An 18233-nucleotide genomic window follows, 5' to 3' on the forward strand; every position below is an offset into this window, starting at 1 on the left:
GAGGTACCGCATGCCGTCTGGAGGACCAACGGGGGGCCATGTCCTCCGTGGAGCGATCAGAGACCAGCGCCGCCGCCTTGTCACGGCGTCCCTGCTCGGGATGACCCACCAGGCGTGCGAGGCCCTGGTCCCCGTCATCATCGGGGTGATCATCGATGAAGCGGTGGCCACCGGCTCCACAGGCGTTCTGCTGCGCTGGCTGCTGCTCCTCGCCGTCCTCTTCCTCGTCCTCTCCACGTGCTACCGGACCGGCGCCCGGATCACGGAGGGCGCGGGCGAAAAGGCCGCACACCAACTCCGGTTGGAACTCGGCACCAGGGTGCTCGATCCGCGCGGCGGCGCGGACGCCGACCGGCTTCCGGGCGCGTTGACGAGCATCGCCACCAACGACGCCAAGCGCGTGGGCTCGGCGGTGACCGTACTGCCGTACGGGGCCGCGGCCATCGCCGCCCTGGCGGTCAGCGCGGTGCTGCTGCTGCGTATCTCGGTGCCGCTCGGGCTGCTCGTGCTGCTCGGCATCCCGCCCCTGCTGTGGCTGGGCCACCGCATCAGCCGCCCGCTGGAGCAACGCAGCGAGACCGAGCAGGAGCGCGCCGCCCACGCCTCGGGTGTTGCCGCCGACCTCGTCGCCGGCCTGCGTGTACTCAAGGGGATGGGCGCGGAGTCCGCCGCCGTGTCCCGGTACCGCCACACCAGCCAGGACTCGCTGGCCGCGGCGTTGCGTGCCGCCCGCAGCCGGGCCGGGCACGAGGGCGCGGTCCTCGCCCTCACCGGTGTCTTCATCGCGGCGATCGGCCTGGTCGGCGCGTACCTGGCGATGGGCGGCACCATCAGCGTCGGCGACCTGGTGGCGGCGGTGGGACTCGCCCAGTTCCTCCTCGGCCCCTTCCAACTGCTCACCTACGTCAACGCCGAGTTCGCCCAGGGACGTGCCTCGGCGCGCCGGGTCGCCGAGGTGCTGGCGGCGCCGGCAGCCGTGGAACCCGGTGACGCCGCACTGCCCGACCCGGTCGCCGGCGGGGTCCGGCTGCGCGGTGTCGCGCTCGGCGCGTTGCGCGGGATCGACCTCGACATCGCCCCCGGAAGCCTCATCGGCATCGTGACCAGGGACCCGGCGGCCGCGAACGACCTGCTGCACTGTCTGGCCAGGGAGACGGACCCCACCGAGGGCGTCATCGAACTCGACGGCGTACGACTGGCCGACCTGGACCCCGACGACCTGCGTCGCTCGATCCTGGTCGCCCCTCATGACGCCGCCCTGTTCGAAACCAGTCTCCTGGACAACGTGCGCGCGGGAGCCGACACGGCAGCCGCGGACGTCGAACCGGCCCTGACGGCATCGGCGGCCGACGACGTGGCCCGCATGCTGCCCGACGACGTGGACACCGTGCTCGCCGAGCGCGGCCGGTCCCTGTCGGGCGGGCAGCGGCAGCGCGTCGCGCTCGCCCGCGCGCTGGCCGCCGACCGTCCCGTGCTGGTCCTGCACGACCCGACCACCGCGGTGGACACGGTGACCGAGTCGAGGATCGCCGGCCGGCTGCGGGACGTCCGCCGCGGCCGTACCACGGTCCTGGTCACCACCAGCCCCGCACTGCTCGCGGTGACCGACCGCGTGGTGGTGCTCGAGGAAGGCACGGTCACCGCCGAGGGCGGCCACGCCGAACTCGTCGCCGCCGACGAGACCTACCGCGCGGCGGTGCTGGCATGACGGCCGCGTACGGCAGCGAAGTGAGTGCCACGGAACGGACCGACGAAGGACGGAACCCAAAGACAGGACGGGCCGAAGAGACGATGAGCGAAGCCAGCCCCGCGGACCGCGCACTCCTGCCGACCGCCACCGGTGCCGCGACCCTCGCCGCACTCCGCGCCCTGCTGAACGGCCACCGCCTCCTGGCCGTCACGGCGCTGGGCGTGCTGGTCGCCGGCACCGGCATCGGCCTGCTGACCGCTCCCCTGCTCGGGCACGTCGTCGACCTGGTGGTGGATCAGAAGGGCACGGGAGCGCTGATGCTGCCCATGGTCCTCCTCATCGTGGTCGCCCTGGCCCGAGGTGCCGCCACCGCGGTCGGCAGCGCGCTCGTGGCCCGGCTCGGCGAGACCGTGCTCGCGGCGCTGCGCGAGCGGTTCCTCGAGCGGGCGCTGGGGCTGCCGCTCGAGCGTGTCGAGGAGGCCGGCTCGGGCGACCTCGTCTCCCGCGTCACCGGCGACGTCTCCGTGATCACGAAGTCCGTGCGCCAGGCCCTGCCGGAGTTCTCCCGCTCCGCCCTCACGATCGTCCTGACATTCGTCGGACTCGCCGTGCTGGACTGGCGGTTCCTGCTCGCCGCGCTCCTCGCCATGCCGGTCCAGGTCCTCGCCGCGCGCTGGTACCTGCGCCGGGCCGCGCCCGTGTACGCGGAGCACCGGGTGGCGACCGGCGCCCTTCAGCACCAGCTCCTCGACAGCGTCGGCGGCGTCCGCACGGTACGCGCCTTCCGGTTGAACCGGGTGCACGCGGACCTCCTGGAGCAGCGGTCGCGGTCGGCCGTCGACCTCGCACTGCGCGGCATCCACACGGTGACCGGCTTCTTCTCCCGGCTCAACCTCGCCGAGTTCATCGGGTTGTCGGGGGTGCTCGTCACCGGCTTCCTGCTGGTCGACGGCGGCTCGGTGAGCATCGGTACGGCGACCGCGGCGGCGCTGTACTTCCACAGTCTGTTCAACCCGGTCAACGCCGCGCTCTTCCTCCTCGACGACGTACAGTCGGCGGGCGCCAGCCTCGCCCGGCTGATCGGCGTGTCGAACCTCGCCGGGGAACCGGAGGACGGCGGCCGGGCCGTGCCGGTGGACGGCTCGGTCAAGGTCTCCTCGCTCGACCATGCCTACGTACCCGGCCACCCGGTACTGCGCGACGTCGACCTGGAGGTGGGCAGCGGGGAACGGATCGCGCTGGTGGGCGCGAGCGGCGCGGGCAAGACCACGCTCGCCAAGCTGATCGCAGGCGTCCACCAGCCGTCCGCCGGGACGATCACGCTGGGCGGGGTCGACACCGGGGAGCTGGGCCCGGCGGGCATCCGCCGCACGGTGACGCTCATCAGCCAGGAGGTCCACGTCTTCGCCGGGCCACTGGCCGAAGATCTGCGGCTGGCCCGGCCCGAGGCCACCGACGAGGAACTGCGGGCCGCCCTGGCGAAGGTGGGGGCCCTTGAGTGGGTGGAGGCGCTGCCGGAAGGGCTCGACACGGTCGTGGGCGAGGGCGGGCACCGGCTGACGGTGACCCAGGCCCAGCATCTGGCGCTGGCCCGCCTCGTCATGGCCGACCCGCCCATAGCCATCCTCGACGAGGCCACCGCCGACGCGGGCAGCGCGGGCGCCCGCGTCCTGGAGACGGCCGCCCTGAAGGCGCTGGAGGGCCGCACGGGCCTGATGGTGGCCCACCGCCTTCCCCAGGCCGCGACCGCGGACCGCGTCGTCGTCCTCGACGAAGGCCGCGTCGTCGAGACCGGCACACACGAGGAACTGGTCGCGGCGGGCGGCCGGTACGCCGCGCTGTGGGCCGCGTGGTCCGACAGCCGCAAGGGGACGGAAGCCGACGCGGAGCACACGACTGCGGAGACGTGACGCGCGGTCGGCGTCAGTTCTTCGGTCACTCTTTGCCGACCGCCGGCGAAGAGGCGTTGCGTCTCTCCGCCGGCGGCGACGTGCTGTCGGCAGGTTCAGCCCTGCTGAGCGATCAGGCTGGCCGGGCGCAGGTCGGTCCAGTGGGACTCGACGTAGGCGAGGCAGGCTTCGCGGGTGTCCTCGCCGAAGGCGGTGCGCCACCCGGCCGGAACCTCGGCGAAGGACGGCCACAGCGAGTGCTGGTTCTCGTCGTTGACCAGGACCAGGAAGCGGCCCTGCGGGTCCTCGAACGGGTTGGTGGTCATGCGTTGTCACTCCTCGCGCATGTGGTGGGCGTTACGGTGAACAGCTCCGAGAGCGGCTGCCCGGGATCGGCTGCCGCGTTGCGCAGCAGCGCCTGGAGTTCGTCGGCGAGCCGCTGTGCCTTGGCGGTGCCGAGCAGGTCGGTCGCGTGGATCAGTCCGCAGTGGACCGGGCCGTCACCGCGGGGTTCGTAGAAGCTGAGGGTCAGCTCCGCTCGCGTCGATCCGGTCGGGACGGCCTGGAGGGCGCCCATGCCGCCCTCCAGTCGTTCCAGGTCCGCCTGTTCGTGGTGGACGACCATGACCTGCGGGCCGTGGCTCGGCAGGCCGGCGGCGCGTACGACCTCGTCGAACGGGACTTCCTGCCGGTCCAGGGCGCTGAGCGTGATCTCCCGTACGCGGGTGAGCAGTTCCGCGAAGGTCGGGTCGCCCGCCGTGTCGGTGCGCAGGACGACGGTGTTGAAGAAGCAGCCGACCAGGTCGGCGAGCTGGTCGTCGGTGCGGCCGGCGACCATCGTGCCGATGGGCAGGTCGGTGCCCGCGCCGTGGGCGGTGAGCAGAGCCGCCAGGGCGGAGTGCAGCACCATGAACATGCTGGTGCCGGTCGCCCGGGCGAGCCGGTCGACGGCCGCGTGGAGTTCCTCGTCGAGGACGAAGCCGACGTGGTCGGCGGTCCGGTCGTGCTGGGTGGTCGCGGCAGGTCGCGGCCGGTCGGCGGGTAGCGCCAATTCCCGCGGGACGTCCTTCAACGTCCGTCGCCAGTAGGCGAGTTGCCCGCCGCCCCGGCTGTCCGGTTCGGCGAGGTCGCCGAGCACCTCGCGGGCCCAGTGGGCGTAGTCGGTGTACGTCACCGGCAGCGGCTCCCACTGGGGTGCCCGGCCCTCCGTACGGGCCGCGTAGGCCGTGGTGAGGTCGCGGAACAGGGGGACCACCGACCATTCGTCGACCGCGAGGTAGTGCATGGCCAGCAGGACCGCCTGACTGCCGTCCTCGGCGGTGAGCAGCCGGGCCCGAACGGGCGGTTCCTGCTCCAAGTCCGGTGCATGGGTGGCGAGTTCGGCCAACCGTGCGTCGAGGTCGACGCACTCCTCGACGGCGAGCACCGGGGCCTCGACGGCCTGTTGGAACAGCACGCCTCCGCGCTCCGCGAACCCGGTGCGCAACGGTTCGTGCCGGGCCGTCACATCCGCCAGCGCCGCCGCGAGCGCGTCGGCGTCCAGCCCGCCCGGCGAGCGCAGTACGAGTGCGTGGTCGAAGGCGGGGCTGCGGCGGTACGCGTCCCACTGCCACCTCTGCACCGGCGCGACCGGCCGGACAGCGCTTTCCGGCTGCTCCCCCTCAACGGGGCGCAGCGCGGGCCGGGCCGCCGAGGCTCCGTCGAGCTTGGCCGCGATGCCTGCGACGGTGAGTGCGTCGAAGACGTCGCGGATGCTCAGCTCGGCCCGAAACTCGGTGCGGATACGGCCGAGGAGCCGCATCGACGCCATGGAGTGACCGCCGAGTGCGAAGAAGTTGTCGTGCACGCCGACGCTGTCCAGCTTCAGGACCTCGCAGAACAACTCCGCCAGGCGGGCCTGCGTCTCGGTGGCCGGGCGGGCGTCGCCGGTCATCGCGGACCAGTCCGGTGCGGGCAGCGCCCTGCGGTCCAGCTTGCCGTTGGGCGTCAGCGGCAGGGGGCCGTCCAGCGGTATGACCAGGGCCGGGACCATGTACTCGGGCAGCAGCCCGGCGACGTGGGCGCGCAACGCCTGCGGGTCGAGTTCCGCACCGGCCTCGGGTACTGCGTAGCCGATGAGGCGGACGATGTCGCCGTCGCGGTCCGGCAGTACGGCGGCCTGGGCGACCGACGGGTGGCCGGCGAGGGCGGCCTCGATCTCGCCGAGCTCGATCCGGAAGCCGCGCACCTTCACCTGGGTGTCGACCCGTCCGAGGAAGTCCAGGTTGCCGTCAGCGCGCCAGCGGGCGCGGTCGCCGGTGCGGTACATGCGGCTGCCGGGCGGTCCGTACGGGTCGGCGACGAACCGCTCGGAGGTCAGGGCGGCCTGGCCGAGGTAGCCGCGGGCGAGACCGCGTCCGGAGACGTACAACTCCCCCGCCACGCCCGGCGGGACGGGCCGCAGGTGCTCGTCCAGGACATAGGTGCGGGTGTTGGGGTCGGGGCGGCCGATGGGCACCCGGCCGGAGGGCTTCCCACCGTGTTCGCGGGAGGGCCACAGCGTGGAGTTGACGGTCGCCTCGGTGAGGCCGTAAGCACAGATCAGGTGGGCCGTGGCGCCGAACCGTTCGAACACGTCCGGCGGCACCGTCTCCGTGCCGACCAGGACGGTCGACCCCTCCGGCAGTTCGCAGCCGGGCGGCAGGGCCGACACGAGCGAGGGCGGCAGGATCATGTGGGTGATCCGCTGGGCCGCGAGGAAGTCGGTGAGCGCCGGTCCGGCGACCCTCGCCTCGTCCGTGATCAGGACGAGCCGGCCGCCGTGGCACAGCGCCATCGACAGCTCGAAGGCGAAGACGTCGAAGCCGATCGACGCGAACTGGAGTACGTGGCTGTCGGCTTCCAGGCCCATGCGGTCGACGGCGGTGGCGACCAGGCTGGCGATGCCCTCGTGCGGCACGACCACGCCCTTGGGGCGGCCCGTCGAACCGGAGGTGTAGATCACGTACGCGGCCTGGTCCAGGGCGACCGGCCCGCCCTCGACGGGCGCGTCCGACAGCGCATCCAGCTCACGGGCCGTCTCCGGGGCGTCGAGCAGCACCACCGGCACACTCGCCAGGTCGGGGATCTTCCCCGCGACCTGCTCGGATCCGACGACGAGGGCCGCCCCCGAGTCCTCGATCATGTAGGCGAGGCGGTCGGCCGGGTGGGCCAGGTCCAGCGGCAGGAACGCGGCGCCGAGCTTCAGCGCGGCGAGCACGGCCGCGACCATGTCGACGGACCGAGGCACGGCCACACCGACCACGCTCTCGGAACCGACACCGCGTGCGGCGAGGAGCCGGGCGACGCGGTTGGCGCGCGCGTCCAGCTGGGCGTATGTGACCGAGCGGGAACGCTCCACCACGGCGATGGCGTCGGGCCGCTCGGCAAGCCGCTGGGCGAACAGGGCGGGCAGGGACGCCTCGTCCACGTCCCGGACGGTGGCGTTGAAGCTCTCCAGGACCAGCCGCCGCTCGTCCTCGGCGAGGATCTCCGCCCGTGAGACGGGCTTGCCGGGCGCTGCTACGAGGGCCGCGACGAGCCTGCGGAGCCGGTCACCGATCCGCTCGGCCGTCTCGTGGTCGAACAGTTCTGTGGCGAACTCCAGGCGACAGTCGAGGGAGCCGCCGTCACCGTCGGCGGCCAGGTGCTCGGTGAAGCTGAACACCAGGTCGAACTTGGCCGAGCTGATCCGGAACGGCACGTACTCCGCCTGGAGTCCGGGCAGTTGAAGTCCGTCGCCGGTGCGGGCGTGGTAGCCGACCATCACCTGGAAGAGCGGGTTGCGGGACAGCGACCGGGTCGGGTTGAGCTTCTCCACCACCGCCTCGAACGGCACGTCCGCGTGGGAGAAGGCGGCCAGGTCGGTCTCCCGGACCCTGGCCAGCAGTTCGGTGAAGCTCGGATCGCCGCTCAAGTCGGCGCGCAGCACAAGCGTGTTGACGAAGAAGCCGACCAGATCGTCCAGCGCCTCGTCGCCGCGCCCGGCGATGGGCGCGCCGAGGGGGATGTCCGTCCCGGCGCCCATGCGGTGCAGCAGGGCGGCGACCGCCGCGTGCACCACCATGAACATGCTGGCGCCGGTTCCGCGGGAGAGCCGCTTCAGCCCCTCGTGGACCTCGGCGTCGAAGGTGATGTCCAACTCGGCCCCGGAGAACGCCGGGCGGGCGGGCCGGGGCCGGTCGGCGGGCAGCTCCAGTTCCTCGGGCGCGCCGTCCAGCGTCGTACGCCAGTATCCCAGCTGACGGGCCGCCAGGCTGTCCGGGTCGGTGGGGTCGCCGAGCAGCCGTTGCTGCCACAGCCCGTAGTCGGCGTACTGGACCGGAAGCGGGTCCCAGTGGGGTGCCTTCCCCATGTCGAGGCGGGCCGCGTAGGCGGTGGTCAGGTCACGCAGGAACGGGCGGTCCGACCACTCGTCGGTGGTGATGTGGTGCAGCAGCAGGACGACGACGTGATCGTCGGGCGCCAGTTCGACGACCGTGGCGCGCAGCGGCAGTTCGGTGGCGAGGTCGAACGGCCGGTTGACCGCCTCCTCGACGATGCCGGGCAGCTCGTCCTCGGCGGCGCTGACGCGCTCCACCACCGGGTGCGCCTGTTCGGCGGGCAGGACGCGCTGGAACACCTGGCCGTCGCGCTCGGTGAAGACGGTGCGCAGCGCCTCGTGACGTGTCGTCACATCTGTCAGTGCCAGGCGCCACGCGTCCACATCGAGGGTGCCGCGCAGCCGCATGACCAGCGGGAAGTTGTACGCGGCCGAGGTGCACTCGATCTGCTGGATGACCCACAGCCGCTGCTGGGCGTGGGACAGCGGCAGCTCGGCGGGCCGGTCGGCGGCCGTGAGCGCCGGGCGGGCGGCGCCGCCGGAGCGTGCCGTGCGCTCCACCAGTTCGGCGACGGTGGATGCCTCGAACAGGTCGCGGATCGCCAGTTCGGCGTCGAGCGCGGTGCGGGCCCGGCTGACCAGGCGGGTGGCCAGCAGGGAGTGGCCGCCCAGGTCGAAGAAGTCGCTGTCGATGCCGACGCTGCCCTCGGGCAGGCCGAGCACCTCCGCGAAGAGCGCGCACAGCGTCTCCTCCTGCGGTGTGCGCGGCGGGCGGCTGGTGGCCGTGCCCGCGAATTCCGCGGCGGGGAGGGCCTTGACGTCCAGTTTGCCGTTGACGGTGAGCGGCAGCGTCTGCACGGGCACGAGCGCGGCGGGGACCATGTAGTCCGGCAGCCCGGCCTTCAGGTGGTCGCGCAGCCGCTGGATCAGGTCCTCGTCCGCCTCTGTGCCGTCCTCCGGTGCGAAGTACCCCACCAGGCGCTTGGTCCCGGTGGTCTCCGTCACGACGACCGCGGCGTGCGCGACCCGCGGGTGCGTGGACAGAGCCGTGGAGATCTCGCCCAGTTCGATGCGGTAGCCGCGGATCTTGACCTGGTCGTCGGTGCGGCCGAGGAAGTCCAGCAGGCCGTCCGGCCGTTGCCGTACGAGGTCGCCGGTGCGGTACATCCGCTCGCCGGGCTCGCCGAACGGGTCGGCGACGAACCGCTCGGCGGTCAGGCCGGGCCGGTCGTGGTAGCCGCGGGCCAGGCCGGTGCCGGCGATGTACAGCTCGCCGGGACAGCCCGGCGGGACGGGCCGCAGCATGGTGTCGAGGACGTAGGCGCGGGTGTTGCGGATCGGCAGACCGACGGTCGAGGTGGCGCTGTCCGTGGTGGAGCCGCCGAGCGTGTTGATCGTGTACTCGGTCGGGCCGTACAGGTTGTAGCCGTAGACGCCCTCGGTACGGCGCAACCGGGTCCACACCGTGTCGGACACGGCCTCGCCGCCGAGCAGCACCAGCGCGGGCCGGTGCTTGCCCGCCGCCTCGTCCTCGTCGAGCAGGCCCTCCTCGATGAGGAGTTGGGCGTAGGTCGGGGTCACGTTGACCACGTCGACCTGGTGCCGGTCGCAGTAGGCGACCAGGGCCTCGGCGTCGCGGCGCAGCTCTTCGTCGCAGACGTGCACCTCATGGCCCTCGACGAGCCAGAGCAGCTCCTCCCAGGACATGTCGAAGGCGAAGGACACGGTGTGGGCGATGCGCAGCCGCCGCCCGCCGGCCGAGGCGATGGCCGGGTCGAAGATCTCCTTCTGATGGTTGAGCTGCATGTTCGTCAGACCCCGGTACGGGGTGACGACGCCCTTGGGGCGGCCGGTGGAGCCGGAGGTGTAGATGACGTAGGCCGGATACTCCAGGCGGTCCGGCACGTCGTGCGCGAACGCCGGGCGCTCGGCGTCGGTGATCTCGCCGTGCGCGAGCGCGGCGAGTTCGGCGGCCACGGTCTCGTCGTCCAGGAGGAGTTCGGGCGCGACGGGGCCGGTGTCGCCGCGGAGGGTCGGGGCGACGACGGTGGTGGACACCAGGCACAGGGGGCCGGTGTCCTCGACCATCAGCCGCAGCCGGTCGGCGGGGTGGTCGAGGTCCAGCGGCAGGTACGCGGCTCCCGTGCGCAGTACGGCGAACAGCGCGGCCACCATCTCGATGGACCGGGGCAGCGCGAGCGCGACGACCTTCTCCGGTCCCGCCCCGCGCGCGAGCAGCAGGCGGGCGAGCCGGTTGATGTGGGTGTCCAACTCCGCGTAGGTGAGGGCGCGTTCGCCGAAGACCAGCGCCACCGCGTCCGGGGTGCGGGCGACCTGCGCGGTGAGCAGGTCGGCGATGGTCTCGTTCGGCACCGGGTCGCGGGTGGTCTCCCAGCCCGCGACCAGGGCGGCGCGCTCGCTCGGCAGCAGCAGGTCGACTCCGGCGGCGGTGCGGGCGGAGGCGGCGGCCGGGTCGGCGAGGGCCTCGGCCAGGCGTTCCAGGACGGCCGTGAACCGGGTGAGGATGGTGCTCGCGTCCTCGGCGTCGAACAGGTCCGGCCTGGCGGCGAGGGTGACCCGCAGCCGGGTCTCCGGCGTGACGATCAGGGTGAGCGGGAAGTGGGTGCCGTCGACGTTGGACACGTCGGTGATGCCGTGCCGTTGCCTCAGCTCGGCCGCCCGCTCCTCGCCGCCGGCCGAGCGGAGCACGAACAGGGTGTCGAACAGGCGGCGGTGGCCGGTCTCCTGCTGGAGCGTGCCGAGGCCGACGTACTCGTACGGCATGACGGCGGCGCGCTCGGACTGCATCCGGCGCAGCAGGTCGAGCAGGGGCTCGTGCGGGGTGAGGGCGACGCGGGCCGGGATCGTGTTGAGGAACATGCCGATGATACCGGCGACGTTCGGCACCTCGGCGGGGCGTCCGGCGACCGCCGTGCCGAAGGCGACGTCGGCGCGACCCGTCATGGCGGAGAGCACCAGTCCCCAGGCGGCGTTGAGCACTGTGTTCAGCGTGAGGCCGTGCCGTCGTACGGCGGTGCGCAGGCGGTCGCTGGTCTCCTGCGGCAGTACGGCGTCGAAGTCGACCGGGATCACCGGGCCGCTGTCGCGCCCGGCCGGGGCCACCAAGGTCGGCTCCTCGAACCCGGCGAGCGCGCGACGCCACGCCTCGATCGCCGTTTCGTTGTCCTGCTCGTCCAGCCAGGCGAGGTAGTCGCGGTAGGTGCCCGGGTTTGTCAGACCGGTGGCGTCGCCGGCCCGCTCGTACAGCGTGAACAGCTCTTCCAGGAACAGCCACGCGGACCAACCGTCCCACACGATGAGGTGGTGGGTGATGACGAGCCGGTCCCGGCCGTCGCCGAGCCGGATCAGCAGCAGGCGGGCGAGCGGTGGCGCGGAAAGGTCGAAGCGGCGTCGGCGGTCCGCCGCGAGGAGTTCCTCCGTCCGGGTGCGCTGTTCGTCGGCGGCCAGGGCGGACAGGTCCTCCACCTCGAGCGGGATCTCGGCGCCGTTCACGATGAACTGCACCGGACGGGACAGGCCGTCGCTGAGGAACCCGGCGCGCAGGCTGGTGTTGCGCTCCAGCAGGGTCCGGCAGGCGGCCCGCAGCCGGTCGGCGTCGACGCGGCGGTCGAAGTCCAGCGTCTCCTGGGAGAGGTAGACGTCGAGGGCGTCGCCGGCGTCGTAGGTGGCGTGGAAGTACATGCCCTCCTGGAGCGGGGAGAGCGGCCAGACGTCCGCGACCGGCAGTCCGGCGGCGGCCTCGACGCGCTCGGTCTCCCCCGGTGTCAGCTCCAGTCCGCCGAGCGGGGCGGGAGGCTGCTGTGGTGTGGCGGCACCCGCAGTCAGCTGGTCAAGCAGCGCACGCAGGGCGGGGTCTACCGCCGCGCCCGACTGTTCCTGCTGGGCCAGCATCGCCTGAAGGGCGGCCGCGGCCTGTCCCGCGTCGGTGGCCGAGACGGTCACGGCGGCCGGGGCGTCGGCGGGAGACTGAGAGCTCTCTTGGGCCTCCTGAGTGGCGGCTGCGGCTAGCGCGGCGGGCGTGCGGTGCTCGAACACATCACGTGGGCTGATCGTCAGTCCCCTCTCCCGGGCCTGAGTGGCGACGGCGATGGAGGTGAGGCTGTCGCCGCCGAGCACGAAGAAGTCGTCGTCGGCGCCGATCCCCGGCATGCCGAGGACGGCGGTGAAGATCTCGCAGAAGGCGCCTTCTCGTTCGTCTCGCGGCGCGCGTCCGCCGGACCTGGGGGCGACCTCCGGTGCCGGCAGAGCGTTCTGGTCGAGCTTGCCGCTGGGCGTCAGGGGCAGTTCGGCGACGGCCACGACGGCTGACGGCACCATGGTCGCGGGCAGCGCGTCGGCGAGTGCCGCGCGCAGGGCCTCGGTGTCCAGGGCCTCGGTGTCCAGGGCCCCGGCGCCGGGCGCGAGTACGGCGTAGCCGACGAGGGCGCCGTCGCGGACGATCACGGCCGCGCGGGCCACTGCGGGCAGGTCCGTCAACGCCGCCTCGATCTCGCCGAGTTCGACGCGGTTGCCGCGGATCTTCACCTGCCGGTCGGTACGGCCGAGGTACTCGACGGCGCCGTCGGCACGGCGCCGGACCAGGTCACCGGTGCGGTACATGCGCTCGCCAGGCGCACCGAAGGGGTCGGCGACGAATCGCTCGGCGGTCAGGGCAGGCCGGTCGTGGTAGGCGCGCGCCAACTGGACGCCGGCCAGGTACAGCTCGCCGGGGACGCCGTCGGGGACGGGGCGCAGGAAGGCGTCGAGCACGTACAGCCGGGTGTTCCACACGGGTCGGCCGATCGGCACAGCGAGCTCGTCGGCGCCCTCGTAGGGGAAGTACGTCACGTCGACGGCCGCCTCGGTGGGCCCGTACAGGTTGTGCAGGGGCACAGGGCCGCCGCGACCGGTGCCGGCGGTCGACTCCCGCCAGCGGCGGGCGTCCGCGCCGGTGAGCGCCTCCCCGCTGCAAAACACCCGGCGCAGGCTGGCCGCCCAGCCCGGCGCAGTCCTCCCGGCCTCCATGACCTGGAGGAACGCGGCCAGCATCGACGGCACGAAGTGCAGCGTCGTGATCCGCCGGGCGCGGATCAGCTCGGCCAGGTAGGCGGGGTCGCGGTGGCCGTCTGGGCGGGCGAGGACCACGGTGGCGCCCTCGACCAAGGGCCAGAAGAACTCCCACACCGACACGTCGAAGCTGGACGGCGTCTTCTGCAACACCCGGTCGTCCGCGCCGAGCCCGTACTCGCCCTGCATCCAGGCCAGCCGGTTGACGATCGCCCGGTGGGTGACGGCGACGCCCTTGGGGCGGCCGGTGGAGCCAGAGGTGTAGATCAGGTAGGCGGGGTGGTCGGGGCCGGCCGCCTCGCCCGGCACGTCGGGGACGTCCTCGTCGTGGTCGACCACATCGACCACAAGGCGCTCCAGGCCCGGCACCTCGGGCAGCCGCCCGGCCGCCTCGGCGGTGGTCACGACGGTGCGCGCCCCCGAGTCGCCGAGCATGAACGCGACCCGGTCGGCGGGATAGTCGAGGTCGACGGGCAGGTAGGCGGCGCCTGCCTTCAGGACGCCCAGCAGCGCGACCATCAGCTCCGCCGAGCGCGGTAGCGCGACCGCGACGAACCGCTCCGGGCCCGCACCCCGCGCCCGGAGCCGTCGGGCCAACGCCTCGGCGCGCCGGTCGAGTTCCGCGTAGGTCAGCGTGGTGTCCTCGAAGACGACGGCGGTGGCGTCAGGCGTGCGCCCCGCCTGTGCGGCGACGAGTGAGGCGAGGGTGGCGTCGGGAACCGGGTGCGCGGTGGCGTTGAGCTCGACGAGACGCTCATGCTCCCGGTCGTTGAGCAGGCCGGTCTGGGCGACCGTGCGGCCGGGGTCGGACAGCAGCGTCTCCAGCAGGGCCACGAACCGGTTGGCGAGCACAACCACGGTCGGCCGGTCGAGCCGGGCCGCGTGGTGCTTGAACCGCAGCCGCAGTCGGCCGTTCTCCGGCTGGACGATGAGCGCGAGCGGGTAGTGCACGGCGTCGAGCACCTCGGTGCAGGTGATGCGCAGCGCGCCGGGGTCCTGGTCGGCCGACAGGTCGGCGGTCGGGTGGTTCTCGAACACGACGAGGGTGTCGAAGAGTTCGCCGCCGCCCGCGGTCCGCTGGATGTCGGCGAGGCCGAGATGCTGGTGGTCCAGCAGCGCCGCGTGCTCGTCCTGGACGCGCAGCAGCAGCTCGATCAGCGACTCGTCGCCCTGGAGCCGCACGCGGGCCGGGATGGTGTTGATGAACAGGCCGACGGCGGATTCCCAGCCGCGGACGTCGGTGGTCCGGCCTGACACCGTGGTGCCGAACACGACGTCCTGACTGCCGGTCAGCCCGCCCAGCAGCAGGCCCCACAGTCCGTGGACGACGGTGCTGAGGGTGAGGCCGTGGGTACGGGCGCAGGCCGTCAGGTCTGCGGTGAGCCGCTCCGGCAACAGGCTGTCGACGTGCTCCGGCCTGGCGGCGGCCTTCTCGCCGTCCGCCGTGAGGACGGACTCGGGTAGCCGGGTCGGTCCCTCCAGTCCGGACAGGGCCTGCCGCCATGCCTCACGGGCGGCGTCGCGGTCCCGGCCGGCCAGCCAGGACAGGTAGGGGCGCGGGACGGCCGGCTCCGGCAGCTCTTCGCCCTGGTGGGCGGCGAGCAGTTCGCGCAGCAGGGCGGCCACCGACCAGCCGTCGGCGATGATGTGGTGCAGGGTGAGCAGCAGCCGGTGGCGCTGCCCGGCCCGGATCAGGGTGGCCCGTATCAGCGGCGGGCGGGCGAGGTCGAACCGCTCGGCGCGGTCCGCCGCCAACAGCTCCTCCAGCCCGGTCTCGGAGGTGTCGACCTCCCGCCAGGGCAGGGTCACGTGCTCCGCGAGCCGCTGGACGACCTCACCGCCGGGCAACTGGCGGAACGAGGCCCGCAGCAACGGGTGCCGGTCGAGCAGGAGTTGCAGCGCCTGACGCAGCCGGTCCGGGTCGACGGGTCCCGCGAGGTCGAGGAGTTCCTGGACGACGTACAGGTCGGCGGCCTGGTCGTCGAACTGGGCGTGGAAGAAGAAACCTTCCTGGAGGGGGGAGACCGGCAGGGCGTCCTCGTCGAGATCCACCGTGGCCGCGGAGGCCGCAGTGGCCGTACGGGCTGTGGACTGGCTCGCGGCGCGGGCGAGTGCGGACACGGTCCGCTGCCGGAACACGTCGCGCGGGGTGATCGCGAGACCGGCCTCCCGGGCGCGGTTGACCAGCTGGATGGCGATGATGCTGTCGCCTCCCAGTTCGAAGAAACTGTCGTGGACACCGACCGAGGGAAGACCCAGGACCTCCGCGAAGAGCGCGGCGAGCGCGCTCTCGGCCGGGGTGGTCGGCGCGTCGGATCCGCTCACGGCGGTCCACTGCGGTTCGGGCAGGGCCCGGCTGTCGAGCTTTCCGTTGGGCGTCAGAGGAAGCGGCCCGTCCAGGGTGACGACGGCGGACGGCGCCATGTGGTCCGGCAGCGTGTCCCCCACGTGGGCGCGGGCGGCAGTCACGGCGGCTCCGGTGTCCGCATCGCCCGCCTCCGGGACGAGGTAGGCGACGAGCCGCTTCACGCCCCGGTGATCCTCTCGGGCGAGAACGGCGGCCTGGGCGATGCCGGGGCAGGCCATGAAGGCGCTCTCGATCTCGCCGGGTTCGATGCGATGGCCGCGTATCTTGATCTGGCCGTCCGCGCGGCCGAGGAACTCCAGGTTGCCGTCGGCGCCCCAGCGGACCCGGTCGCCGGTTCGGTACATCCGGCTGCCCGGCTCGCCGAACGGGTCGGCCACGAAGCGCTCGGAGGTCAGCCCCGGTCGTCCCAGGTAGCCGCGGGCCAGTCCGCGTCCGGCGACGTACAGCTCACCATCGGCGCCCACCGGTACCGGGCGCAGAGCCGAATCGAGCACGTAGGCGCGGGTGTTCGGGTCGGGCCGCCCGATCGGCGCGGGCCCCGGCCGGTCCGGGTCGGCGAGCCACAGGGTGGAGTTGACCGTCGCCTCGGTGAGGCCGTAGGCGACCACGACCTTCAGCCGCCCGGACCACCGGGCGATCAGCTCGCTCGGCACCGCCTCGGTGCCCACGATCAGCACGGCGCCGTCGGGGAGTTCGCAGTCCTGCGGCAGCGCCGAGACGAGCGACGGCGGCAGGATCATGTGGGTGGCGCGGTGCCGCGCGATGTACTCAGTGAGGGCGGGACCGGCGACCCGGCGCTCAGCAGGTACCACGATGATCCGTCCGCCCACGCACAGCGACATGATCAGGTCCCACACCGTCACGTCGAAGCCGACGGACGCGAACTGCACCACGCGGCTGGTGGCGTCGATGCCGATCCGGTCGGTCGCGGTGGCGATGAGGCTGCCGACGCCGTCGTGGGTGACGACGACGCCCTTGGGGCGGCCGGTGGAACCGGAGGTGTAGATGACGTACGCGGCCTGGTCCAGGGCGATGGGCAGGCCGAGGTCGGCGCCGTCCAGAGCGGCGCACTCGTCCGCCGTGGCCCGGTCGTCGAGCAGCACTTGGGCGACGCCGGCTGCTTCGGGGAGTTCACCGGCGAGTTCGCGGACGGTGACGACCGTTCGCGCGCCGGCGTCGGACAGCATGTAGGCGATCCGGTCCTGGGGGTGGTCGGCGTCCAGCGGCAGGTACGCGGCGCCGGCCTTCATGACCGCCAGCAGTGCGACGACGAGTTCGGGCGAGCGAGGCAGGGCCACGGCGACCACGTCCTCGGCGGCCACCCCGCGGGAGGTGAGGAGACGGGCGAGGCGGTTGGCGGCGCCGTTGAGCTCGCTGTACGTCAGCTCCCGGTCCTCGCACACGAGCGCGACGGCGTCGGGCGAGCGGCGCACCTGCTGCTCGAACGCGGCGGGCCAGGACAGCTCGGGCACCTCGCGCGGAGAAACCCCGAACTCACCGAGCAGCCGGTCGCGTTCGGTGCCGGAGGTGAGTTCGATGTGGCCTATGGGGCGGTCGAGGTCCTGGGCGAAGGCATGCAGCAGTCTGAGAAAACGGCGCTCGTGGTCCCGCAGCGTCTGTTCGTCGCAGACGTCCGCGTCCGCGTCGACGTACACCCGGATGCCGCCGCCTCCGTCGTACTCGGCGAAGCTGACGGCCAGGTCGCTGACCGGGCCGAGCCACGCCGGGTGGAGTTCGGCCTTGAGGTCGGCGAAACGCAGATCCCCGGCGCCGGGCAAGACGTTGACCGTCGGGCCGACCAGCTCCGGTACGCCGTCGGTCAGCCCCAGGTCCCTGGCCAGGTCCTCCGCGCGGTACCGCCCGTGCTCGACGCCCTCGGCGACCGCGTGCGTCACGTCGGCCACGAGGACGGCTCCGGTGGTACCGGGGTGGACGGACAGGCGTAGCGGGACGACGTTGGAGACCATGCCGGGGACGGCCGACGAGGCGGCGTCCAGACGGGCGGCGATCGGCAGGCCGAGGACGAGATCCTGCTCGCCGCTGGCCCGGTGCAGGTAGGCGGCCACGGCCGCGATCAGGAGGCGGGAGGGCCGGACACCCGCGCTCCGGGCGGCGGCGCCCAGCCGGGCGATGTCCTGCGCGGACAGCTCCGTGGTGCGCCTGAGGCGCCGTGTCATCGCTGACGGGGCGCGCCGGACGAGGCGTACGGGTTCCGGACGGCCGGCCATCCGGTCCAGCCAGTAGGCACGGTCCGCCTCGTGCTGCTCGCCGGCACGGTACGCCTGGTCGGCGGCGACCAGCCGGGACAGCGCCCAGTCGGGCGCGGCGAGGGACTGTCCGGCCGCGCTGTAGATGTCGCCGGCCCGGCGGGTGATGAGCGCGACGCCCATCCCGTCGACGACTACGTGGTGGTAGCGCTGGCACCACAGCACGCGGTCCTCCGCGAGCCGGAGCACCGCGTGGGCGAACAGCGGACCTGTCGCGAGGTCGACGGCCCGGTCTCGGTCGGCTGCCATCCACGCGGCGGCCGCCCGCTCCGGGTCGGACTCTGCTCGGAAATCGTGGATGGGCACATCGACGGTGAACCGCTGGACGGTCTGCCGCGGGACGCCGTCCACGGACGTGACCCGGACGTGCAGGGCCTCGGCTTCCTCGACGGCCTGCCGCACGGAGTCGGACAGGCGTGCGTCGTCGACGTCGCCGCGCAGTTCCAGGACGAACGAGATGTTGTAGGCCGTACTGTCCGGCTCGATCTGCTGGGCGAGCCAGATGCCGGCTTGCCCGCCGGTGACGGGGGTTCCGGCGGTGGAGGTCCGGTCCGACGCGGCGTCAAGCATCTTCGGAAGAGCCCTTCCCTGGTGGTGCCAGTGGGGAGTCGTA

At 72.9% G+C, this 18233-nt stretch carries 4 protein-coding genes; 2 read left to right on the forward strand and 2 right to left on the reverse strand.

Going from position 1 to position 18233, the window contains the following annotated elements; genetic code table 11:
* Window positions 1-10 precede the first annotated feature (10 nt).
* Window positions 11-1708: an ABC transporter ATP-binding protein gene (locus tag KUM44_RS30490; RefSeq protein WP_217212977.1), complete on the forward strand. Its 1698-nt coding sequence runs from the start codon at window positions 11-13 to the stop codon at window positions 1706-1708.
* Window positions 1705-3600: an ABC transporter ATP-binding protein gene (locus KUM44_RS30495; protein ID WP_374202086.1), complete on the forward strand. Its 1896-nt coding sequence runs from the start codon at window positions 1705-1707 to the stop codon at window positions 3598-3600. The genes KUM44_RS30490 and KUM44_RS30495 overlap by 4 nt, the downstream gene beginning before the upstream one ends.
* 95 nt (window positions 3601-3695) lie before the next feature.
* Here KUM44_RS30495 and KUM44_RS30500 read toward each other — a convergent pair whose 3' ends face one another.
* The gene (locus KUM44_RS30500; protein ID WP_217212979.1) at window positions 3696-3905 is read right to left on the reverse strand and encodes an MbtH family protein; all 210 of its coding nucleotides are present in this window, start codon (window positions 3903-3905) and stop codon (window positions 3696-3698) included.
* The gene (locus KUM44_RS30505; protein ID WP_217212980.1) at window positions 3902-18190 is read right to left on the reverse strand and encodes a non-ribosomal peptide synthetase; all 14289 of its coding nucleotides are present in this window, start codon (window positions 18188-18190) and stop codon (window positions 3902-3904) included. The genes KUM44_RS30500 and KUM44_RS30505 overlap by 4 nt, the downstream gene beginning before the upstream one ends.
* Window positions 18191-18233 lie beyond the last annotated feature (43 nt).

Source organism: Streptomyces sp. AC550_RSS872, assembly GCF_019049285.1.
Lineage (GTDB): Bacteria > Actinomycetota > Actinomycetes > Streptomycetales > Streptomycetaceae > Streptomyces.